The organism is Microbacterium tumbae, from assembly GCF_054780175.1.
The window spans coordinates 150,841-173,877 of record NZ_BAAGWV010000001.1; the positions used below are offsets into that span (position 1 = coordinate 150,841).

The 23,037-nt window shown below is 70.3% G+C and carries 16 protein-coding genes; 12 read left to right on the top strand and 4 right to left on the bottom strand.

Annotated features, from left to right (window positions below; translation table 11 throughout):
* Positions 1-349: 349 nt before the first annotated feature.
* Complete coding sequence (locus tag ACYVGQ_RS00775; protein WP_460782576.1) at positions 350-1,429, bottom strand: alcohol dehydrogenase catalytic domain-containing protein; 1,080 nt, start codon at positions 1,427-1,429, stop codon at positions 350-352.
* Between the two features lie 461 nt (positions 1,430-1,890).
* Entirely contained in the window at positions 1,891-2,970 is a 1,080-nt protein-coding gene (locus tag ACYVGQ_RS00780; protein ID WP_460782577.1) for a sensor histidine kinase, read from the bottom strand.
* 293 nt (positions 2,971-3,263) lie between these two features.
* Here ACYVGQ_RS00780 and ACYVGQ_RS00785 point away from each other — a divergent pair, with 293 nt between their 5' ends.
* The 5 genes from ACYVGQ_RS00785 to ACYVGQ_RS00805 all read left to right on the top strand — a co-directional run bounded on the left by ACYVGQ_RS00785 (position 3,264) and on the right by ACYVGQ_RS00805 (position 8,405).
* Entirely contained in the window at positions 3,264-3,923 is a 660-nt protein-coding gene (locus ACYVGQ_RS00785) for a response regulator (RefSeq protein ID WP_460782578.1), read from the top strand.
* 64 nt (positions 3,924-3,987) lie between these two features.
* Positions 3,988-4,689 (top strand): hypothetical protein, encoded by a 702-nt coding sequence (locus ACYVGQ_RS00790; RefSeq protein ID WP_460782579.1) that lies wholly within the window; start codon positions 3,988-3,990, stop codon positions 4,687-4,689.
* Positions 4,690-4,860: 171 nt separating this feature from the next.
* Positions 4,861-6,150 carry a M18 family aminopeptidase gene (locus tag ACYVGQ_RS00795; RefSeq protein ID WP_460782580.1) on the top strand — a complete coding sequence of 430 codons (1,290 nt, stop codon included), beginning with the start codon at positions 4,861-4,863 and terminating at the stop codon, positions 6,148-6,150.
* Between the two features lie 90 nt (positions 6,151-6,240).
* Positions 6,241-7,689: a purine-cytosine permease family protein gene (locus ACYVGQ_RS00800; protein ID WP_460782581.1), complete on the top strand. Its 1,449-nt coding sequence runs from the start codon at positions 6,241-6,243 to the stop codon at positions 7,687-7,689.
* 146 nt (positions 7,690-7,835) lie between these two features.
* A complete protein-coding gene (locus ACYVGQ_RS00805) occupies positions 7,836-8,405 on the top strand; it encodes a cysteine hydrolase family protein (RefSeq protein ID WP_460782582.1) in 570 nt (189 codons plus the stop codon).
* 64 nt (positions 8,406-8,469) lie between these two features.
* On the opposite strand, the gene ACYVGQ_RS00810 is transcribed toward ACYVGQ_RS00805, so the two are convergent.
* Positions 8,470-9,177 (bottom strand): MBL fold metallo-hydrolase, encoded by a 708-nt coding sequence (locus ACYVGQ_RS00810; RefSeq protein ID WP_460782583.1) that lies wholly within the window; start codon positions 9,175-9,177, stop codon positions 8,470-8,472.
* 79 nt (positions 9,178-9,256) lie between these two features.
* On the opposite strand from ACYVGQ_RS00810, the gene ACYVGQ_RS00815 reads away from it, so the two are divergent.
* Complete coding sequence (locus ACYVGQ_RS00815) at positions 9,257-9,784, top strand: TetR/AcrR family transcriptional regulator (RefSeq protein ID WP_460782584.1); 528 nt, start codon at positions 9,257-9,259, stop codon at positions 9,782-9,784.
* Between the two features lie 39 nt (positions 9,785-9,823).
* Here ACYVGQ_RS00815 and ACYVGQ_RS00820 read toward each other — a convergent pair whose 3' ends face one another.
* Positions 9,824-10,501 carry a TetR/AcrR family transcriptional regulator gene (locus ACYVGQ_RS00820; protein ID WP_460782585.1) on the bottom strand — a complete coding sequence of 226 codons (678 nt, stop codon included), beginning with the start codon at positions 10,499-10,501 and terminating at the stop codon, positions 9,824-9,826.
* 261 nt (positions 10,502-10,762) lie between these two features.
* On the opposite strand from ACYVGQ_RS00820, the gene ACYVGQ_RS00825 reads away from it, so the two are divergent.
* The 6 genes from ACYVGQ_RS00825 (at position 10,763) to ACYVGQ_RS00850 (ending at position 22,978) form a co-directional block, all read left to right on the top strand.
* A complete protein-coding gene (locus tag ACYVGQ_RS00825) occupies positions 10,763-12,604 on the top strand; it encodes an ABC transporter ATP-binding protein (protein ID WP_460782586.1) in 1,842 nt (613 codons plus the stop codon).
* Positions 12,601-14,349 carry an ABC transporter ATP-binding protein gene (locus tag ACYVGQ_RS00830; RefSeq protein WP_460782587.1) on the top strand — a complete coding sequence of 583 codons (1,749 nt, stop codon included), beginning with the start codon at positions 12,601-12,603 and terminating at the stop codon, positions 14,347-14,349. The genes ACYVGQ_RS00825 and ACYVGQ_RS00830 overlap by 4 nt, the downstream gene beginning before the upstream one ends.
* A 1-nt stretch (position 14,350) precedes the next feature.
* Positions 14,351-15,094, top strand: a complete 744-nt coding sequence (locus tag ACYVGQ_RS00835) for a siderophore-interacting protein (protein ID WP_460782588.1) — start codon at positions 14,351-14,353, stop codon at positions 15,092-15,094.
* The gene (locus tag ACYVGQ_RS00840) at positions 15,094-15,663 is read left to right on the top strand and encodes an ECF transporter S component (RefSeq protein ID WP_460782589.1); all 570 of its coding nucleotides are present in this window, start codon (positions 15,094-15,096) and stop codon (positions 15,661-15,663) included. Before ACYVGQ_RS00835 ends, ACYVGQ_RS00840 begins: the two co-directional genes overlap by 1 nt.
* A gap of 135 nt (positions 15,664-15,798) precedes the next feature.
* On the top strand, positions 15,799-18,396 hold the full coding sequence (locus ACYVGQ_RS00845; RefSeq protein WP_460782590.1) for a helix-turn-helix transcriptional regulator: 2,598 nt from the start codon (positions 15,799-15,801) through the stop codon (positions 18,394-18,396).
* Positions 18,397-18,571: 175 nt separating this feature from the next.
* A complete protein-coding gene (locus ACYVGQ_RS00850) occupies positions 18,572-22,978 on the top strand; it encodes a DUF7927 domain-containing protein (protein ID WP_460782591.1) in 4,407 nt (1,468 codons plus the stop codon).
* Positions 22,979-23,037: the final 59 nt, after the last annotated feature.

Genomic DNA, 23,037 nt, shown 5'->3' on the forward strand with positions numbered 1-23,037 from the left:
CCCGCCCATCGAGCGAGGGTGCAAGCCAGACCCCACCCCGCCCGCCGAGCGAGGACGCGAACCAGACCCCACCCCGCCCGCCGAGCGAGGACGCGAACCAGACCCCACCCCGTTCGTTGAGCGAGGGTGCAAGCCAGACCCCACCCCGTTCGTTGAGCGAGGACGCGAAGCGACCGAGTCGAAACGCCCGTCACCGAGACGCGTTTCGACTCGCCTCCGGCTCGCTCAACGAACGGGAGAGGAGGCGCGCTCAACGAACGGGAGAAGAGACTCGCTCACTGAACGGGAGGCGCGAACGGGAGGCGCGACCGACCCGCCGCACGGGAGGGCGTCGGCGTCGCCGCGCCCGCTACCGCGGGACGAGGCCGACGCGCAGCGGAGCATCGGGAGCCGAGGCCGCGGCCAGCGCCGCATCGGCATCCTCCAAGGAGAACACCGCTCCCACGACGTCGGCGAAGCCGAAGGCCCGGCCTCGCCCGGTGAGGAAGGCGACGGCCTCCGACAGCTCCGGTCCGGTGCAGTTGTGCACCCCGATCACGGTCACGAGCCTGCGCACCAGGCGCTCGGCATCCAGCGCCACCGGCGGAGCCGGGAAGACGCTGCCGACGAGCACCACGGTCCCCCCGACGTCCACGGCGTCGATCGCCTCCGACACGGCATGGCCGGATGCTTCGATCGCCACATCGGCGGGCCCCGCCGCCGGCGCCGGCTCGGCGCCGAAGCGCTCGGCGAGCGCCCGGCGCTCCGGCGACGGGTCGACGACCGTGACGACGGCGCCCTGGTCCGCCGCGATCGCGGCCGCTGACAGCCCGACGAGCCCGGCTCCGAACACGCGCACCCGCGCCCCATCGAGATTCCGCCCCGCCTTCGCGACAGCCGCCCATGCGGTCGCGGTCGCGCAGGACGCGGGCGCCAGCACCGCCGCGGGCAGCGACTCCGGCACGCGCACGATCGACGTCCCCCGGCGCAGGTGCACGTGGCTGGCGAACCCTCCGGTGAGCTCCCAGCGCGGCTCGATGCGCTCTTGGCCGTATGTCGCGAGCGTCCGGCACTTCTGCGTATGGCCCGCTCGGCAGCGATCGCACTGCCCGCACGAGACGGTCACGGACCACACGACGCGATCTCCGACGCGCAGCTCACCGCCCTCGACGGTCCGCGCACCGCCCTCCCCCATCGCGATCACTCGTCCGACGCTCTCGTGGCCGAGCACCGAGGGGATCGGGGCGGCTCGATCGCCGCGAACGGCATGCACGTCGGATCCGCAGATGGTCGACAGCTCGACGGCGACGAGGACGTCTCCGGCGCCGAGTCCCACCCCTGGGACCGCGACGGTCTCCAGCGGAAGCCCCGCGCCGAGCCAGACCCGCGCCGTCGCGGCCGGGCGCAGTGCGACATCACGCAGCTCCGCGTGCGGCAGCAGCGTCCGCATGTCATACCGCCCGCACGGCGGTCGCGGGGGTGGCGGTCTCCGGGCCTCGGACGGCGCAGACGGTGTCGATCATGGGGCCCTCTCCAGATCCCCGCTGCAGAGGATCCGGATGCCACTCTGACATCGAAGTGCGCGGCCGGACGGAGCGGCACGAAAGAGTTCAGCTCTCGTTAACCGCGGATTCCTCGCGGCTGTTCGCCGTCGCCCGCCCTGTGCGCGCATGGTCGTGCGAGGCATCCGACGACGGAACGAAGCGGTCGCCGAAAAGCGATGATCCTGAGGGGATCCGATGATCGCGAGCGCGTCTGAGAAACGTTCTGGGGAGCGCGCTCGCGATCTTGGCGCTGGGGACGCCTATCTGGGGTTGATTCAAAGATAGGCAATCGTGCACCGCAAGAGCAGTGCCGAAGGTCGAGGGATATATAGACTTTCGGCTAGATCTGACCGGGATCCGGCGCGCCTCAGGAGATCGGGACAGTAGCGGAGACGCGCCAGCGGCCATCGACCTCGCCGGCGCTGAAATCCCCACTGGCGCCGAGGACGCGATCCGCCATCCGCTTCAGGCCGGTGCTGCTGGACGGCAGATCGCGTCGGGGCGTCGTCGGCAGGGGGCTGCTGACCACGAGTCTCGAGGCGCTGTCATCGACGCTCAGTCCGATCACGACCTCGCCGGGGCCCGCGTACTTGAGAACGTTCGTCGCCGACTCGCGCATGATGCGCGCGAGGATGATCTCAGCCATGCGGGGGATCCTCTCGTCGCGCGGATCCCCCTCGCGTCGGACGACGTGCCCCGCGGCAGAGAACTCTCCATCGGCCTCCTCGATGGCCGATGCGAGGTCGCCCGTCTGCATGCCGGATGCCCGCGGACCGTCGTCGGCGAGCTCGATGACGAACCGCAGATCGGCCATGGCCTTGCGTGCGGCGATGCGGATCGCCTCCTGCGAATCGCGGGTCGTCCGAGGGTCGTCCAGCATCTGCACGTGCAGCGACACCACCGTGAGATGGTGTGCGATGCTGTCGTGCAGCTCGCCGGCGATCCATCGCCGTTCGGCGAGCACGGCCTGGCGCTCCTGTTCGGCGCGTTCGGCCAGTTCGCGCTCGAGGCGGCTGCCGCGATCGAAGGCCACGCGCAGCGCGAGACCGACACCGCCCGCCACAGCGGCGAAGATCAGGTAGATGCCGACGGCGCCGGGAAGCACGACGTCGACGGAGGCGGCGATCGCCGTCGCGATCAGGAAGGCTCCGGTGTAGGACAGGATCAGCGCGTTCCAGCCGAGCCGGAGCACGAGTCCTGCAGCGATGGCGGAGGCCGCCAGCACTTCGCTCTGGCTGCCGACCAGGAACGACAGCGCGAAGACGAGCCCCACCGCGCACGTGGCCACCAGCGGCGACCACAGATAGAGGGCGAACACCGCGGTGGACGCGATACTGAAGACGAAGGCGGCCGGATCGGTTCCGGGAGCGGAGAAGTAGCCGAAGAGATCGAAGGCGGTGATGACTCCGATGACCGCCAGGAGCGCGATTCGTTCGAATGCGCTCAACCGTGCGCCGTGGCCCAGGCGGAGAACACCGGGCTCACGGGGACTCGACCGATCACGCGCCATGGCCCAAGTTCTCCCATCCGCCAGGTACTGTTAGCCTTTGATCCCAAAGATCCGGCACACCTGCTGCCAAAAGGTCATAGTAATTCACCTCCGATACTGGTCGTTTGTAAGTCGATAGATCCATCTTCTCGGCGGCGGACGATTCACACATCGAACTTTCGATCAGACTTGGCTGGCCAAAGGTCTATATGCCTTCGGCTTGCCGTCTTCGCTGCGGTTAGGCTGCTCCCATGCCGGAAATCCGCGTGCTCATCGTCGACGACGATCCGCTGGTGCGCTCTGCGCTCTCCCACTTCGTCTCCCGCGATCCGGGGATCGAGGTGGTCGGCGATGCGGTCGACGGCGTCGAGGCGATCGCCGCGGTCGGCCGCGAGCATCCGGATGTCGTCCTCATGGACGTCCAGATGCCCGAGATGGACGGCATCGCGGCGACTGCGGCCATCACCGAGCGCTGGCCCGATGTCCGCATCCTCGCCGTGACGACCCTGGACGGCAGCGAGACGGTGCTCCCCATGCTCAGCGCGGGAGCATCCGGGTATCTGCTCAAGGACTCCAGCGCCGAGAGCGTCGTCGCCGGGGTGAGGGACGTCTTCAACGGCGCGAGCGCCCTCTCGCCGCGGATCGCCTCGCTGCTCGTCCAGCACGTGCGCGACACGGAGCCGGCGGATGGCGGCAGGGCGGCCGAGCTCGAGCCGCTGACCGACCGGGAGAGCGAGGTCGTCGATCGTCTCGCAGAGGGCATGTCCAATGCGGAGATCGCCCGAGCGCTGATCGTCTCCGAGGGCACGGTGAAGGCCCATCTCGGGCGCATCATGTCCAAGTGGCACGTGCGCGACCGCGTGCAGATCCTCGTCACGGCGGCGCACGCCGGGCTCGTAGACTTCCGCTGAGCCTCGCGTCCGCGGAGCATCTGCGGAGCAGGGGGCTCGTGCGGGCGCCACTATGCTCTCCGTCATGAGCATCGCGACGATCCAGCACCAGCTGTCCACGCCCGAGGGCTTCGCCAAGGCGGTCACTCCGCGCAGCACCGCTTACGTCGGCGGCATGACCAGCCTCATCGCCGGCGTCATCGGGCTCGTGATCAACTTCGTGCAGCTGGGTTCGGCCGTCGACTGGAAGGGCTGGCTCATCGCCCGGTACTTCTTCGACGCGAGCGCGCTCGAGTTCTCCAGCGGTCGCGCCCAGATGTGGCATTTCCTCTACGTGTACGGGCCGATCGTCCTCGTCCCGCTGGGGATCGTCCTCCTGATCGTGCACTTCTCCACCCGCAGGAAGAACGGCGCCGCGCTGTTCGCGGACTACCAGGCGCGCGGCTGGGTGGGCCGTCAGCGGTACTCCGGGCTCAAGGTCCAGAACGGTCGGGCGCAGGTCGACGTGGCGTTCATCTCGCATCCCAGCATTCCCGATGCCGAGCTCGACACCATCGCCCAGCAGTACAACGCGTATCTCGCGACCCTCGACAAGAAGGCGCTGAAGGCGACGGCCGCCGCCGCCCTCAAGGCGGGCGTCCTGCTCGGCACGAGCGCCTCGAATCTCTCCCCCAACCTGCCGGCGGCCCTCACCGCCGCACAGGTGCAGGGCAAGGGCGAGTTCGTCGCCGTGGTCCCGCCCGCCGACGGCGGTAAGAAGTTCCAGGTGCTGCCGGTCAAGGAGTAGCGCCCGAGCGGCGTGCCGCAGAGCTCGGCAACGCCTTCGCACGCACCGATGGGCGGACCGCCCGCAGCGTCCCGGATGTTCGCGCCGCAGCGCCGTCGACTCACACCGGACACGGGACAGAGCAGTGAGGCGTCTACGATCGTCATGACGCGAAACCCGGAGGTCCCGCCCATGCCCGTCAGCCCCGCCGCCCGCTCGCACGCCGAGGACCTCGCCGACTTCGTCGCGGCTTCCCCCTCCAGCTATCACGCCGCGGCGGAGGTCGCGCGACGGCTCGAAGACGCCGGATTCACGCGGCTCGACGAGGAGGACGCCTGGCCTGCCCTGCCGGGCGGACGCTTCGTCGTCGTCCGCGACGGCGCCGCCATCGCCTGGGCACTGCCCTCGGACGCCACCCCCACCACCGGCACGCGGATCTTCGGCGCGCACACCGACTCCCCCGGTTTCAAGCTCAAGCCGAAGCCGACCACGGGCGCACGCGGCTGGCTGCAGGCCGGCGTCGAGGTGTACGGCGGACCGCTGCTGAACTCCTGGCTCGACCGCGAGCTCCGCCTCGCCGGGCGGCTCGTGCTGGCGGACGGCTCCGTCGTGCTCGCCGACACCGGCCCCCTGCTGCGCATCCCTCAGCTCGCCGTGCACCTGGACCGGGAGGCGAACAGCGGGCTTGCCCTGGACAAGCAGTTCCAGACCCAACCGGTCTGGGGCCTCGGCGACCCGGGGGCGGAGGATCTCCTCGGCGAGCTCGCCGCGTCCGCGGGGGTGGCGGCCGCCGACATCCGCGGCTTCGACGCCGTCGTCGCCGACTCCGCGCGCGGTGCGCTCTTCGGCAAGGACGACGCGTTCTTCGCGAGCGGCCGCCTGGACGATCTGGCCTCCGTGCATGCGGGGGTCGTGGCGATGACGGCCCTCGCCGGTTCCCCACTCGAGGACGGCCCCATCCCCGTCCTCGCGGTCTTCGACCATGAGGAGCTCGGCTCGGAGTCCCGCTCCGGTGCGGCGGGGCCGTTCCTGGAGGACGTGCTGGTGCGCGTGTACGCCGGACTCGGAGCGGACGCGTCGGAGCAGCGGCGCGGGTTCGCGGCGTCCTGGTGCCTGTCGAGCGATGTCGGGCACTCCGTGCATCCGAACTACGTCGCCAAGCACGACCCCGTGGTGCAGCCGCTGCTCGGATCGGGACCGATCCTGAAGGTCAACGCGAACCAGCGCTACGCGACGGATGCCGTCGGGGCGGCCGCCTGGGCGCGATGGAGCGAGGCGGCGGGCATCGCGTCGCAGGAGTTCGTGTCGAACAACAACGTGCCCTGCGGCTCGACGATCGGCCCCATCACGGCGACGCGCCTCGGCATCCGGACGGTCGACGTCGGCATCCCTATCCTGTCGATGCACTCGGCCCGCGAGCTCGCCGGAGTCGCCGACCTCTACGACCTGACCCGCGTCGCCACCGCCTTCCTCGCCGGCTGAACGCTCGTCCATACGGCGCTCGGGCGCGGACTCGACGCGAAAATCGCGCGCGCACGCCATACAGCGCGGCTGTGGTGCCAGGATGAGCACATGAGTGAGAAGAGCGGCTCGCTGATCGAACGCGCGGGCATCGAGATCATCCCGGAATCCGAACGGACGGCGAAGCCGCGGGACCTGTTCTGGCCGTGGTTCGCGGCGAACGTCTCCGTGTTCGGCATGTCGTACGGATCCTTCGTCCTCGGGTTCGGGATCTCGTTCTGGCAGGCCACCATCGTGTCGGCCATCGGCATCGTCGTCTCCTTCGCCCTGTGCGGGCTCATCGCGATCGCGGGCAAGCGCGGCTCGGCGCCGACGATGGTGCTCTCCCGGGCCGCATTCGGCGTGCACGGCCAGAAGGTGCCGGGCATCGTCTCCTGGCTGACCTCGATCGGCTGGGAGACCTTCCTCGCGATCATGGCCGTCCTCGCCACCGCCACGATCATCACGCAGCTCGGCGGCGACGGCGACAGCGTATGGCTGAAGATCGTCGCCACCGTGATCGTCGCGGCCCTCATCGTCGCGGCGTCCGTCCTCGGCTACCACACGATCATGCGGCTGCAGTCGGTTCTCACCTGGATCACCGGGGTCGTGACGGTGCTCTACATCGTCCTCGCGGCCGGCTCCATCGACTTCGACGCCGTGCTCGCAAAGCCCGGCGGCAGCATCGGGCACGTCGTCGGGGCGCTGGTCATGGTCATGACGGGCTTCGGCCTGGGCTGGATCAACATCGCCGCCGACTGGTCGCGCTACCAGAAGCGCACCGCTTCCGACGGCGCGATCGTCGCCTGGAACACGATCGGCGGCTCGATCGCTCCCGTGATCCTGGTCGTCTTCGGGCTCCTGCTCGCCGGATCGGACGACGAGCTGTTCACGGCCGTGCAGAACGACCCCATCGGCGCCCTCGCGGGCATCCTGCCGATCTGGGTGCTCGTGCCGTTCCTCGTCACCGCCGTGCTCGCGCTCGTCTCCGGCGCCGTGCTCGGCATCTACTCGTCCGGGCTGACGCTGCTGAGCCTCGGCATCCGCATCCCCCGCCCGTCCGCCGCGGCGATCGACGGCGTGATCCTCACGCTCGGCACGATCTTCGTCGTCTTCTTCGCGACCGACTTCCTCGGTCCGTTCCAGAGCTTCCTCATCACGCTCGGCGTCCCGCTGGCCTCGTGGGCGGGCATCCTCATCGCCGACATCCTGCGCCGGCGCAAGGACTACGACGAGGAGGCGCTGTTCGACTCCCGAGGCCGCTACGGCGCCTGGGACGGGGTCTCGATCGGCACGATGGTCGCAACCAGCGTCATCGGCTGGGGCCTCGTGGTGAACAACTTCGCCGAGGACGCCCCCTGGAACAACTGGCAGGGCTACCTGCTGTTCCTCGTCGGCGGCAAGGACGGCGACTGGGCCTACGCCAACCTCGGCGTCTTCCTCGCGCTCGTCCTGTCGTTCCTGGTGACCTGGTTCGCCCGTGCAGGGAAGATCCGCAGGCAGGAGGCGGCGGCCCTTTGAGCGAGCCCCCCTCCCCACCCCGCCCCGCCAGCGCGCCGGCCTCCTCACCCCGCCCCGCCAGCGCGCCCGCCTCCCCACCCCGCCCGTTGGGCGAGCCCGCCTCCCCACCCCGCCCGTTGGGCGCGCCCGCCTCCCCACCCCGCTCGTTGAGCGAGCCGCAGGCGAGTCGAAACGCCCCCTGGCTGGTCGTCATCGATCCGCAGGTGATCTTCGCCGCCCCGGAGTCCGAGTGGGGATCGCCGTTCTTCGCCGAGGCGATGCCCCGCATCCGGACGCTGGCCGACGCCTTCGGCGACCGGGTGCTGGTGACGCGGTGGCTGCCGACCGCCGATCGCGCGACGAGCTGGGGCGCGTACTTCGCCGCGTGGCCGTTCGCCGACCGGCCGCCGCAGGATCGCCTGTTCGATCTCGTTCCGGAGGCGGAGGGTCTTTCTCGGCATCCGACGCTCGATCTGCCGACGTTCGGGAAATGGAGCGCCGGGCTCGAGGCCGTCGTCGGACGCGGTGCGGAGGTGGTGCTCACCGGGGTCTCGACGGACTGCTGCGTGATCTCGACCGCGTTGGCCGGAGCGGATGCCGGTGCGCTGATCACGGTCGCCGCCGACGCGTGCGCCGGATCCACCGCCGAGAATCACGCCGCCGCGCTCCGGGTGATGTCGCTGTATCCGCCGCAGATCACGATCAGCGACACAGCGGCGGTGCTCGCCGCGATCTGAGCCGGCCCGCGGGCCGGGAAGACGACGTGCGGGAGCGCCGCCGACCGGGAGCGGGGTCTCCGGGTCAGGCCGCGCGGACCGCGTCCACGAGTGCCGACGGCGAGCCGTGCCATGGCGCACCGTGTCCGGGGAGCACCCAGGAGGCCCGGATCCCGGCGAGCACGTCGAGAGCGGAATCCGCCGCAACGGGGTCGTCTGTGAAGGGCGCCGGCTGCGCCGTCTCACGACCGGTGAGGACGTGCCTCGTGGTGAGCGCGTCGCCGACGAACACGGCGTCGACGAACGGCACCTGCACGGCGATGCTGCCCGGCGAGTGCCCTGGCATCCCGATGATGACGGGCACGCCGGGCAGGTCGAGGACGTCGCCGTCCGCGACGGGACGGATCTCCTGCACGTACTGGGGCCGCAGCCCGTTCTTCCGCAACGAGTAGCCGAGGAAGCGGAGCGTCGGGCCGATCCTCGCCGGCCCCATCGGCGTCTTCGGCTTCTCGCCGGTGCGCGCCCGCTCGGCATCCGCGGCGTGGATGAAGACGGGGACGCCGGCCTCCCGGCGCAGCCTCTCGGCGAATCCGATGTGATCGCTGTCGCCGTGGGTGAGGATCAGGCCGCGGATGTCGCTGAGCGGTCGCCCGAGAAGCGCGAGCTCCTCCTGCAGGTCGCGCCAATGTCCGGGCAGGCCCGCGTCGATGAGCGTGATGCCCTCGGGGGCGTCGACCAGATAGGCGGCGACGATGTCATTGCCCAGCCGATGCAGGTGCGGAGCGAGTTCCATGTGCGATCCTCTCGTGATGGCTTGTCATGGCTACGATACGTAGCTATAATGGCTAATGTCAATAGCCATGGAGGTTCGGATGCCGACACCGGAACGCACGTCGTACGAGGCGATCATCGCGGCGGGACGCGAGATCCTCGAGGAGTCCGGACCCGCCGGACTCACGATGCAGGCCGTCGCGAACCGCGTCGGCGTGCGCGCGCCCTCGCTGTACAAGCGGGTGAAGGACCGCGAGGCGCTCTTGGCCGCCGTCGCCGAGTCGGGGATCGACGACCTGACCCGGCGCTTCGAGCTCGACGGCGACGATCTGGAACAGCTCGCGCTGGCCTACCGCCGCTTCGCCCGCGAACACCCCGAGACGTTCCGCCTGATCTTCACCACGGCCGCGCCGCACGACGCGCTGCAGCGCTCCTCGGCGCCGCTGCTCCGCGTCGTGATGAGGATCACGGGCGAGGAGGAGGCTCTGGATGCCGCACGGCTGTTCACCGCCTGGGCCACCGGATTCCTGCAGATGGAGCTCTCCGGCGCCTTCCGCCTCGGTGGGGACGTCGACCGCGCCTTCGACTACGGCCTGCGCCGGATGGTGGCTTCGCTCACCCGCTCCTGACCAGGGTGGCGACGGTCACGGTCGCGGTGAGGGACACGCTCACCGCGACTCCAGCCGGTGGGCGACCCCGTCGATGACGAGGTCGACCTTGTCCTGCCACCAGCGGCTGGGGCGCCCTGGCTCCCCCATCGCGTAGCGCATGGCATCCAGGTATTCCTCCGACAACGCAGGGTCGGCGATCACGGAGCCCGCCTCCGCCATGCGGGCGAGCACCTGCTCGCTGTAGCTGCCGCCCCCAGGGACCTCGCGGTGCAGCGACTCGACCGTGAGGAACGCGTCGGCGGTCATGTCGCCGATCGTGTCGACGATGAGCGCCGCCTCGCGCAGCGGGAAGCCCAGTCGCACCGTGAGGTGCTCGACGACCCGGTACGACTGCGCCACGAGCTCTTCGGGGACGGTGCTCATCTCGCGCAGGCGCTGAGCGAGGCCCGGCGTGGCGGCGAACATCGCCCACATCGCCCTGGCGCAGGCCCGCAGGTACTCCGCCCAGTCGTCGTCCGGCGCCGGCCAGTCAGAACGGGAGACGGCGACGGCGACGGCCGCGTCGAGCATGTCCTCCACACCCTCGACATGGCGGTAGAGCGTGGACTGGTCGACGCCCAGCCTCGCCGCGACCGCGGTGATCGTCGCGCGATCGAGGCCGATCTCCAGCACGGTGTCGAGGATCGCCTCCCGCGAGGTGAGCGGAGGGCGTCCACGACGCGGTCGAGCGGGCATCGCCCCATCGTACCGATCCCGCATCCGCGCCCCTTCGCGTTCCCCACCCTCGCCCCGCCTCCTCGCGCAAAGAGTGTCCCGCGTTGTCGCCTCGAGGCGCGGGAGACGGCCACACAAGGCACCTCCTCGAGGGAGAACGGGCACACGGGACCCCTCACCGAGGGGCGAGAGGCCTGAAAGTTAGGGAAGGCTTGCCTACCGAGAGGGCAAGGGAGTACGCTCGACCTGTTTTGCAATAGTCATTTGCAAAAAGGAGGACGCATGGGGAAGAGCACCGACCGCGACACGGTGAAGGCCGAGAAGGCGCAGACGCGCGAACGGCAGCGCGCCGCGGACCTGCGCATCCTCGGGCCCGTGCGCGGACGCCTCACCGCGGCGAGCGCGCTCGTCGCCCTGTCCTCCCTGTGCGCCGTCGTGCCCTTCATCCTCATCGCCGAGGTCTGCCGCGAACTGCTGCGCCCCGCACCGGAGTGGACGCAGGTCTGGACCCTGCTCTTCGTCTCCCTCGGCATCCTCGGTCTGCGGGGGCTGCTCTCCTCCGCCGCCCTGCTCTGGTCGCACCTCATCGACTCCGAGCACCAGTACACGCTGCGGCAGCTGCTCGCCGCCAAGCTCAGCCGCGTCCCGCTGGGCTGGTTCACCGAGCGCAGCTCCGGCGAGGTCAAGAAGCACCTGCAGTCGGATGTCGAGGCCCTGCACTACCTGGTCGCCCACGCCCGCCTCGAGCTCGTCGGCGCGGTGACGCTGCCGGTCGCGACCCTCCTCTACCTCTTCCTCGTGGACTGGCGGCTGAGCCTCGTGGTCCTTGCGACCCTCATCGGCTATGCGCTCGTCATGTCACGGATCATGGGCGAGGGATATACCGAGAAGCTGGCCGCCTACGAGGAGTGGAACACGAAGGTGTCGGCCGCCACGATCGAGTTCGTGGACGGCATCCAGGTCGTCCGCGCCTTCGGACAGCCGCGCCGCGGACACCGTCGCTACCAGGAGGCCATCGACGGCTACTCGGCGTTCTACACCGCCTGGGTCAATCCGATCACCCGCCTCGAGGGCTTCGGGAGCCTGCTGCTGAACCCCGTCGTCGTCCTGCTCCTCGTGCTCACCGCCGGTCTCGGGCTCGTCGGCATGGACGCCGCGTCCCCCGACGTGCTGGTGCCCTTCATCTTCCTCGGGCTCGGCATCGGCGGCAGCGTGCTCACCCTCGGCTACGGCGTCCAGGCGCTGCGACAGGCGTCCGCGGCATCCGTGCGGCTCTGGGAGCTCGTCCAGACCCCTGAGCTCGTCGATCCGCCGCACGGCCCGGCGCCGAGCGAGGGCCTCGTCCGCTTCGAGGACGTCTCCTTCGCCTATCGCGCGGGGCATCCCGTGCTCCACGGCGTCGATCTGGAGCTGCATCCAGGCACGATCACCGCGCTGGTCGGCCCCTCCGGCTCCGGCAAGTCGACGCTCGCACGCCTGCTCCCCCGCTTCTTCGACGTCACGGGCGGACGCATCACGCTCGACGGGCATGACATCCGCTCGCTGCGCTCGCAGGACCTCTACCGCTCGGTGGGCTTCGTGCTGCAGGACGTGCAGCTGATCGCCGGCACCGTTCGCGAGAACCTGCTCCTCGGCCGTCCCGACGCCGACCAGGATGCCGTGGAGCAGGCCGCCCGCGCAGCGCAGATCCATGACCGGATCCTCGAGCTCCCCCATGGGTACGACTCCGAGATCGGCGTGGACGCCCGGCTGTCGGGAGGCGAGGCGCAGCGTCTCTCGATCGCGCGGGCACTGCTGGCCGACGCCCCGATCCTCGTCCTCGACGAGGCCACCGCCTTCGCCGATCCCGAGTCGGAGGCCGCGATCCAGGACGCCCTCGCGGTCCTCGTCGCCTCGCGTACGGTGCTCGTGATCGCGCACCGACTGCACACGATCGCCGATGTCGACCGCGTGATCGTCCTCGACGAGGGACGCGTCGTCGAGGAGGGAGCTCCTGCGGACCTGCGGAAGGCGGGAGGGTTGTTCTCCCGCCTCTGGGAGGCCAATGAGCACGCGCTCAGGGAGGTCGAGGACGTCATCGCCGACGCCGTGGATGCCGCCCGCGACGAGGAGGTCCCCGCATGATCCGCAATGTGCTCGCTCTCGTCCCCGATTCCCATCGGAGGATGCTCCCCGGCTACCTCACCATGATCGTGCTGAGCGCCCTGGGGCAGGCCGCCGCCTATGTGCTGCTCATCCCGCTGCTCGGCGCGGTCTTCGACGGACGCCTCGGCGCGGCGTGGGGATGGACCGCCGCGACGGCCGCCGCGGTGCTGCTGGTGTGCGTCGGCGGCTACCGCCAGTCGGTCATCGGCATCCGGATCGGCGTCGGCATGGCCCGCTCGCTCCAGACCCGCCTCGGCGACCACATCGCGACGCTGCCTCTGGGATGGTTCGGCTCGTCGACCGCCGGACGCGTCTCGCAGCTCGTCAGCGCGAGCGTCCGCGACGCGATGGGCGTCTTCGCCCACCTGCTCGCTCCCCTCCTGACGGGGATCATCGTGCCCGTCGCCGTGGCGGCGGCGATGCTGTTCGTCGATGCCAGGGTGAGTCTCGCCATGCTCGTGAGCGCTCCGATCCTCTATCTGGTGAACCGATGGGGACAGGGCGTCTACTCCCGGGCGGAGAAGCGTGCGCATGCGGCCGCCGAGGTCTCCGACTCCCGGGTCATCGAGTTCGCACAGGCCCAGCCCGTGCTGCGCGCCTTCGGGGCGACGGGACGGGGGAACGCCGGGCTGCACACGGCCCTCGCCGCGCAGCGCAGGGTGGGCCGCGGCCTGGTGTGGGCGTCGGTGCCGGGCCTGGTCGTCTTCTCCTTCCTCGTGCAGCTCACCTTCGTGCTGCTGGTCTTCCTGACCGTGACCCTCGCTGCGGGCGCCGAGCTGTCCGTGCCCTCGGCGATCGCGCTCATCGCGGTCAGCTCGCGTTTCGTGGATCCGCTGAATCAGGCGGCCGAGCTGACCACGGCCATGCGGGGCGCGGCGAACGCCGCGGGCCGGATCACGTCGCTGTTGGCGACCCCGGCGCTGCCGGAGCCCGAGGGCGACGCCCGCCCCGCCGACGCCGACGTGCGTTTCACGGACGCGACCTTCTCCTATGACTCCGGGGACACCGTGATCGACGGCGTCTCCTTCGAGGTTCCGGCGGGGACGACCACGGCACTGGTCGGCCCCAGCGGAAGCGGCAAGACGACGCTGCTCCGGCTGGCCTCGCGCTTCTACGACCTCGACGAGGGCACGATCGAGATCGGCGGGCATCCTGTCGCGGACTATCCCTCCGGAACCCTCATGGAGCAGTTCTCCCTCGTCTTCCAGGACGTCTATCTCTTCCACCAGTCGATCGAGGAGAACATCCGCATCGGCCGGGCGGATGCTGCGGGCGAGGACGTCGCCCGCGCCGCGCGGATCGCCAGGGTCGACGAGATCGTGGAACGCCTCCCCGACGGCTGGCGGACGAACGTCGGCGAAGGAGGGACCTCGCTCTCCGGCGGCGAGCGCCAGCGCGTCTCGATCGCCAGGGCCCTGTTGAAGGACGCCCCCATCGTGCTGCTGGACGAGGCGACGAGCGCGCTGGACCCGCAGAACGAGGCGGCGGTCGTCCGAGGCATCCATGAACTCACCCGCGACAAGACCGTGATGGTCGTCGCGCATCGGCTCTCCACGATCCAGCACGCCGACCAGATCCTGTTCCTGGACCATGGGCGGATCGTCGAGCGCGGCACGCACGCGGAGCTGCTCGCCGTCGGCGGACGCTACGCCGCGTTCTGGAACGAGCGCTCCCGGGCGTCCGGCTGGCACCTGTCGGCGACCGAGACCACGGAGGTGCACTGAGATGGCCGCGAACTGGCAGCGAGGGATGATGCGTCTGCTGCGCATCGCGAACCACCCCGCCGAGGTGATCGAGGTGCGCGACTTCACACCGTGGTACCGCCGGATCGTGTTCCGCTCCCCGGAGGTCACGACGGCGGTCGAGGGCTTCCCGACGCTGTGGCTGCGGCTGTGGGCGCCGCATCCGGCCAAGGGCGAGGGCTTCGTCGTGCAGCGCGGATACACCTTCGTGACCCTCGATCCGCAGAAGCAGACCTTCAGCCTGGACTTCGTCCTGCACGATGTCGCAGGACCGGCCGGCGACTGGGCGAAGCAGGTCTCGGTCGGCGAGCGGACCGAGGTCGCCCTCACCCCCGCCAGGGTCGACATCCCGGACGGGACGACGACGCTCGTCCTCGCCGGCGACAGCACGGCCCTGCCTGCCATCAACTCGTGGCTGGAGGTCGTCCCGGAGGAGGTCACGACGCGGGTCTTCATCGAGGAGGACCGTGCGGACCGGGAGTCGCTGCCCCAGGCGCCCCATGCCAACGGCACCTGGGAGTGGGTGACGCGCGAGGGCGACCGGGGAGCCGCCCTCGCGCAGGCGGTGCGCCGTGCCCTCGGCTCCGGAGAGGGCGCATACGCCTGGGGCGCCGGCGAGAAGACGCTCGTGAAGCATCTGCGCAGCGTGTTCCGCGAGCATCTCGGGCTGGACCGCTCCCACCACTTCACGCAGTTCTACTGGATCGAAGGAAAGGCCACCGGCTGATGAGGAACCTCCCCACCCGCATCCTGCTCACCTGCGCGGCGATCGGCGTCGCCGCCGGCATCCTGCTGCTGCCGATCTTCGGCTTCTTCTCCGCCGCGGCGATCGCCGCCGCGCCCCTGGCCTACACCGCGCTGCTCGGCGCCTGGTTCGCGGGCGGCGTCCTCATCCAGTCGATCACCCACCGCCCGGGCGTCGCCCTGCTGACCACGTTCATCGCCGGACTCGTGATCGGGCCCTTCACCCCGTACGGCTTCTCGACCGTCCTCTCCACCGTGACGGTCGGGTTCTGCCAGGAGCTGCCTTTCCTGGCGACCCTCTACCGGAAGTGGCCGGCCTGGCTGTTCTACGTCGCGAACGGCGTCATCGGATTCGCCTACGCCTTCCCCGCGCAGGCTCTGCTCGCCACGGGGACCGCCGAAGGCGTGCGCCTGGCGATCTACCCGATCGCCGCGGCGAGCGCGGTCCTGTTCACCTGGATCGCCAGGGTCGTCGCGAAGCGGCTGGAGGGGACCGGCGCGACCCGGGGGCTCAAGCCGGCGCGGAGCCCCGCTTCGGGCGCAGCCCGCTAACGGCCTGGCATCGCGCTCGCCGGCGCTGCACCACCGATATCGTCGATCGCGGCCCGGCGCGGACGGATGCGGTGATAATGGGGGCGGAGCGGTGACGTCGACCTCGTCGCCGCCGGGGAGAGAGGTCCGACGATCATGCGCACGCCGACCGAGAGCGCCGAGATCGCCGCGATATCGGGAGTGCTCGATCGTCCACGCCTCTCCCGGGTCCTCGATGCGACGATGAACCGCGTCTGCATCCTCGAGGGCCCCAGCGGCACGGGCAAGACCACCCTGGTGCGCCATTGGGCGCTGCAACAGGACGATGGCGCACCGCTGGTGTGGATACCGCTCGGATCCGGCATCGACAGCCGCCGGGCTTTCTGGGAGCACGTCGTCACGACCGCGCGGCGCGTCGGCGCGCTTCCGGGGGACGCCGCCCAGCACGCCCTCCGGCTGCTCGGCGCCTCCGCGGACCCGGTCGGCATCGCCACCGGCCTGTTGACGGAGGCCGGACCGGTCACGCTGGTATTGGACGCCTATGAGCACCTCGGCGACGCGATCGCGGAGGTCGACGGCGACCTCATCCGTCTCGTCACGGCGCTGCCGGATGTCCGCCTCCTGGTCACCACCCGAGGGCGCACCGCCCTGACGGATCTCGAGTTGAGCGGGATCGCCATCACCCGCGTGATCACGATCGCGGAGCTCGCGTTCACCGCCGACGAGGTCGGTTCCCTCCTCGCAGGGCAGTCGGGCATCGACGACGCGCGTGTCGCCGAATCCGTCCGCCGCTCCACCCGTGGATACGCGCTCACCGTGCGTGCGGCCGCGCTCGCCCTGTCCCGCCTCGGCCGCATTCCGAACGTCGGTTCGATCGACTGGGATGCGGTGATGGCCGCCAGGCTCGAGGGGCAGCTGCCGGACGCCGAGGCGGTGCGCTTCGTCGAGGACACGAGCGTGGCGCCGTATGTCGACGTCGAGCTCGCCACCCGGCTGACCGGGCATGAGGATGCCGAGGGCATGCTCGATCTCCTGGAGCGCAACGGCTTCGGCCGGTGGATCCCCTACGCGCAGGATCGTCCGGTCTTCCAGTACGTCGAGTCGATCCGCGACACGTTCCGGGCACGGACGGCACGGGGCGGACGTCTCGAACGCGCCTGCGTCGTCGCCGCGGAGTGGCTCCGCGCGAACGACGACATCGATCAGGCGCTCCTGTTCGCCGTCGAGGGGCGCGACTACGAGCTCGCCGACCGCATCTACGTTCAGGTCGTGACGACCAAGCCTGACAGCTACGTCACCAGCCGCTATCTGACGGTGCTGCGCAGGGTGCCGGAGGACGTCCTTCCCGAGCGGCCGATGCTGGCGCTCGGGCTCGGGCTCGCCCTCACCGCCAATGCCCTGCTCCGGTCCGAGGCGCCGCGCATCCTCCGCATCGCCGCGGACTCCGAGGCCAGGCCCGCATATGTCGAGCCGGCGGTCGACGCCTTCTTCCTGGCCGGCATGCGCACCGTCGCCCGTCGTCTCGCTCTGTCCTTCCAGGCCTCGGCTGACAGCGCGCTGCCGTCGATCGATCTCGTCGACGAGATCGATCCCGCCCTGCTCCCCCGCCTCGGCGACCACCTCGGGATGGTGGTGCGGCAGCTGAGCTACTCGCTGCTGCAGGGCGGAAGGATCGACGACGCACTCGGCGCGATATCCAGAGCCGTGACGCTGAGCACGACGCAGACCGCCCGCAACTACGCGATCGCGTATGCCGCGGGGACCGCTGCCTTCGCCGGCGATCTCGTCCGGGCACGCTCCCACCTCGCCTCGATCGACAGGGATGCCTGGCCCGAGGATCTGCGCAAGTCGTACCTCACCGGACTCGGCCTCGTCGCGGAAGCGTACCTCCTCCTCGACGCCATGGACTTCGAGGGGGTGGTCGACCTCCTGCGCGACGTCGATGTCTACATGCCGCAGGCGGAGTTCTGGCCGTTCCACACCGCCATCGCCGTCGCTGCACGCCAGGGCGCCGGCTCCGGCCGGGCGGAGGCCGAGCGCGTGATGTCCGCGCTGGCCGCGGACTTCCCCCCGCCCGGCGTCGGCGACAACGTCGCGACGGATCACCTGCTCGCGGTCCTGGCGCACGTCCTGATCGCGGAAGGCGATCCGCGGGCCGCTGGAGCCCTGCTCGACGGTCGTTCTCCGGACAGCCCTTACCTGGCGAGCGCGCGGATCGCCCTGATCCTGTCCAGGGAGGCAGGCGGGCAGGCGATGACGAAGGCTCGCGAGCTCGTCGAACTGCCAGGGCACACCCTGCGCACTCGCGCCGCCGCGCAGACCTTCGCGGCGGCGGCCGCATTGCGCCAGACGCAGCAGGACGACGCCTGGCTCTGGCTGAGCAGCGCAGCCGTCGCCGGAGAGGCCCATGGACCACGATCGCACGTGCGATTGCTGCCTGAGCGCGATCGCGTCCGCCTGCGGGAGTTCGCCGCATCACGAGGGTCGCTCGCTCTGCAGCGCCATCTCGATGTCCCTTCGCGGACGGTCCAGGAAAACATACGTCCGGCGATCGCGCTGACCCCCCGCGAAGGCGCCGTGCTGTCCGCCTTCGCAGAACACGGCAGCGTCCGACAGGTCGCCGAGGCGCTGGTCGTCTCGCCGCACACGATAAAGACCCAGCTGCAGGGGATCTACCGCAAGCTCGGAGTGTCCTCCCGGCAGTCCGCGCTCTCCGTCGCCCGCGAGCTGGGGCTGCTCGAACCCGCGCGATAGCCGCGCGCTCGTGCCGGGCGAAGTCGTCCGAACGCCGTCACGAACCGGTTCTGGTCCCGGGACTAGGCCGGGGGCCGAATCCGACCGGAAAAGGATGAAACGGCCGGATTCCGCTGTCCTCCCGGCCTGCCGTCACGCCAGAGTCGACAGGTAGTCGAACAGGGGAGGGCCTGACGTGACTTTCATCGCACGAGCCATCGCGCCGTCATCGGTGCACGAGGGGAAGAGCAGCCGCCGTCTCGCGGCGCTCATCGCGACAGCGCTCGCGACGACGCTGACGATCGGCGGAACCGCGATCGCCGCGGCGCCCGCCTACGCGGCGCCGGTCAGCGAGATCACCGGAACGTGGATCGACCCGCCCGGCGAGCTGAAGTCCGGCGATCCGGTGGTCGCGGACTGGCGCCTGAACCTGAACGACGACGCACAGCCGCCGGCCAATGGCCCGGTCGACGACGTCACGGCGACCTTCGCGATCGAGAACGGCGAGTTCGCCGAGATCCCGGACATCTGCCTCACTGACGGCGTCGATCCGGCATCCGCCGTCTCCGACGACGGCCTGACGCTCACCTGCAACCTCGGCACCGTGAACATGGGCACCGCGGTCGCCGTGCAGACGCCGGTGATCGCCGATGGGGCGACCGGCAGCGAGCTGACCCTGGGCGGTGCGATCGACGGACGAGAGGCCTCTCTTCCCGAGATCCCCATCGTGAATCCGTTCCTGATGGACATGGACATCACGAACCCCACGAGCGGCACCTCTTGGAACGCGGCACATACGCAGCCCATCGTGGACTTCCCCTGGACGCTCTATGTCGGCCGCAACTCGGACCAGGGGCCCGCGAACATCACCATCCCGCTGCGACTGACCGCGAGCAACGGCAACCCCGTCCTCGTGGGGAACGACCAGCGCGACGGCCTCGGCAGCGGCTGCGTGCCGCGTCACACCGGAAACGCCGGACACCCCGTCTCCGAAGGCAGCACGCTGAACGAGGACCGCATCGCACCGTTCGTCGAGACCTGTCAGCTCGTGGTGGTGAACGCCTCGACCGGCAGGTACGACCTGGTGCTCACCGGCATCGACTACTCAGGCACGATCCGCCCGACGAAGGACAGCGCCGGACGGCTGCTCCCGGCCGATCGCACCGCTGTCGCAACCGGCACGACGTGGTTTCGCGTGAACGCAGGCGACACGAACGGTTCGATCCAGGCGCAGATCGTCGGGCAGCCGACGTACACCGCGCCCACAGGCCAGACGTCCACCGACGACCCGGCGAACAACCAGGCCTCGCGGAGCTGGGTGCTCAGCGGCGCATGGAACGGCCGCTGGACACCGGGCTACACGGGCGGTCCTGGTGAGTCCTTCGCCGACAACTACCGCGTGGCGGCGGGCACGCAGGTGCAGCAGAGCGTCCAGAACAACATGGGCACCGGCGATCTGGGCACATTCCCGGACAGCGCCCTGTACGGCGACTGCATCGCCTTCGACAGCCGCTGGGTGAGCTACGAGTCGGCCACCGTCGGCGCCTTCGCGCAGAACCCCTCGGCTGCCCCGCAGATCGAGTACTATGTCGGCAGCAATGCTCGCGTCACCGACGGCAGCGGGCAGTACGATCCAGATCTGTTCGACTGCGGCATCGCCGACGGCGGCTGGACCGCCCAGGAGCCGGACGACCCGGCCACGGTCAAGGCGATCCGCGTCGTCTACCCGCTCTCGACCTATCGGCTCGCCGATCCCCGACCGGACGGAGCCGTCCCGATCGCACTGACCGCGGTGACCGAGATCCACGAGGACGCGCCGGCCGGACAGGACATCTGGACCTTCTCGACCGCCATGCGCAACGGGAATTGGGCCGACCGGGCCGACTTCGACGTGGCGACCCCCACGCCGGGTGCGAGGTACCCCGGCACCAAGAACGGCCGTGACGTCCTGCGCATCTCGACGGTCCAGCCGGCGATCTCCAAGGACGTCGAGCGCACCACGATCGTCCCCGGCGTCCCGGTCGGCTACACGCTGACCTACTCGGCCAACGGCACCGGCAACGTGCCGACCGAGGTGGACGCCTTCCGTGTCGTCGACACCCTCCCGGCCGGCATGACCTATGTCGCCGGCTCCGCCGACCCCGAGCCGGCGGTCTCGCTCTCCGGCCGGCGGCAGATCCTCACCTGGAGTCTGGACGACGTGACGACGAACGAGGCGCACGAGCTGGGCTATCAGGCCGTCGGCGACAGCACCCTCGTCCCCGGCGTCCAGCTGGAGAACACGGCGGTCGCCTCCTCCGGTGACGCGAGCTCGCCGGAGGCCGACGCCACGGTGACCACCTCCAGCAACGGCTACACGACGATCCTCAAGACCAGCGACGCGGACTACATCCGCAACGACGCGGGCGACGGGGTCGGGACCGGTTCGTGGACGGTCGAGATCGAGTCGCACGACTCCTACGCTCAGGCCTTCACCGACACGATCGACATCCTCCCCTACCTCGGCGACCAGCGCGGCACCTCCTTCTCCGGCAGCTACACGCTCGACGAGGTGATCGCCCCTGAGGGTGCGACGGTGTACTACACCGACGCCGATCCCGCCACGCTCGTCGACGACCCGGCCGACCCGTCCAACGGCGCCGCGGGCGATCCGGACGGGAACAGCGTGGGATGGTCCACGACCAGGCCGGCCGAGCCGACCGCCGTGCGCGTGATCGGCGGCCCCCTCCCGCCGGGCGGATCGTTCTCCTTCCAGGTCGTGATCACCACCGACGGCGCCCAGCCGCAGGACGTGTACGTGAACAGTGCGCAGGCGCGCGCCGAGCACACAGCGCTGGTGATGCGCACCTCCGCCTACCTGGTCGTCACCGACTACACGGTGACGAAGACCTCGGACCCCAGCGGCGAGACCGTCGTCCCCGGCCAGGTCGTGCAGTACCGGGTGACCATCGTCCAGCAGGGCGACGTGCCGGGGGCGGCGGTGTTCACCGACGACCTCTCCGACGTGCTGGACGACGCCGAGTACAACGGCGACGCCACCGCCAGCATCGGCACGGTGAGCATCGCCGACGGCACGCTCGCCTGGGAGGGCGAGATCCCGGTCGGTGGCTCGGCCGTGGTCACCTACTCGGTCACGGTCAAGACGACCGACCGCATCGAGGACGAGGGCGACTGGAACCTGCAGAACGAAGTCGTTTCGCCCGGATGCCGCACGCAGTCGGACTGCATCCCGCCGGCAAACCCGGTCGGGGACTTCCGGTTCTCCAAGACCTCTGACCCGGCGTCCGGCTCGGACGTCGTGATCGGCGACGTCGTCGAGTACCACGTGCAGGTGACGCACGTCGGCGCAGCGGCGGTCCCTCGCGCGAGCATCGAGGACGATCTGTCGGAGGTCCTCGACGACGCCAGCTGGAACGACGACGCGACCGCGACCTCCGGAGAGGTGGCCTACGCGGACGGCGCTCTCACCTGGTCCGGGGAGCTCGAGATCGGCCAGGTCGTGGACATCGTCTACTCGGTGACGGTCACCGGCTATGGCGACTGGCTGCTCTCGAACATCGCGACCGACGGCTGTACCACGGACGAGGACGGCTGCGTCCCGCCCCCGCCTGGCGGCCGCTGCGTCCCCGCGCCGGACGAGAATCCGGACTGCCGGACCGAGCATCGCATCGGCGGCTACGAGATCTCGAAGTCGTCCGACCCCGTGACGGGATCCGACGTCGAGATCGGCGACGTCGTGGAGTACACCGTCACGGTGGCCCACGTCGGCGAAGCGCCGGTTCCGGCATCCTTCACGGATGACCTGAGCGACGTCCTGGACGACGCGAGCTGGGACGACGACCTGGCGGCGTCCGGCGGCGAAGCGGTCTTCAACGAGCCGGGCCTGTCGTGGTCCGGTGATCTGGAGGTCGGCGACGTCGTCACGGTGACATACTCGGTGACGGTCGTCGCCGGTGGCGATCTCACTCTGCGCAACGTCGTGACGCCGCCGCCTGACGTCGTCTGCGTGCCGGCCGAGGGCCAGGACGAGGCCTGCACGACCGAGCACTACAAGGGCGAGTTCGAGTTCTCGAAGACCTCGGATCCGGAGCCGGGCTCCCTGGTGAGCGAGGGCGACATCGTGACGTACACGGTGTCGATCGCGCAGATCGGCCCCGCCGCGGTGCAGCGCGCCAGCGTGGTGGACGACATCTCGGGAGTCCTCCCCGTCGCCTCGTGGAACGACGATGCGGAGGCTTCGGCCGGCACGGTCGAACGCGTCGGGGACGAGGTCCGCTGGACGGGAGATCTGGCCGTGGGACAGGTCGTCACGATCACCTACTCCGTGACCGTCGGCGCGAAGGAGAACGCCGAGTTCCGCAACGTCGTCGCCACGGACGATCCGCGGGGAACGTGCGTCGACGCAGCGGACGGCAACCCGGACTGCAGGACCGAGCATCACACGCCAGGCGGAGGCCTGGCCGGCACGGGTCTCGAGCTCTCGCCGTGGCTGCTCGCCGCGATCGTGGTCCTGCTCGGCGGGGGCGGGCTGCTCGCCCTCCTGGGGGCGCGGCGCCGCCGGGTCCCGTCCGAGGAGAACGGGAACATCGACGACCTGCTCTGATCCGGTGCGCAGGGCGCCGTGTCCCTCCCGCCCTGCGCACCCCTCCTCGAACAGCGGCG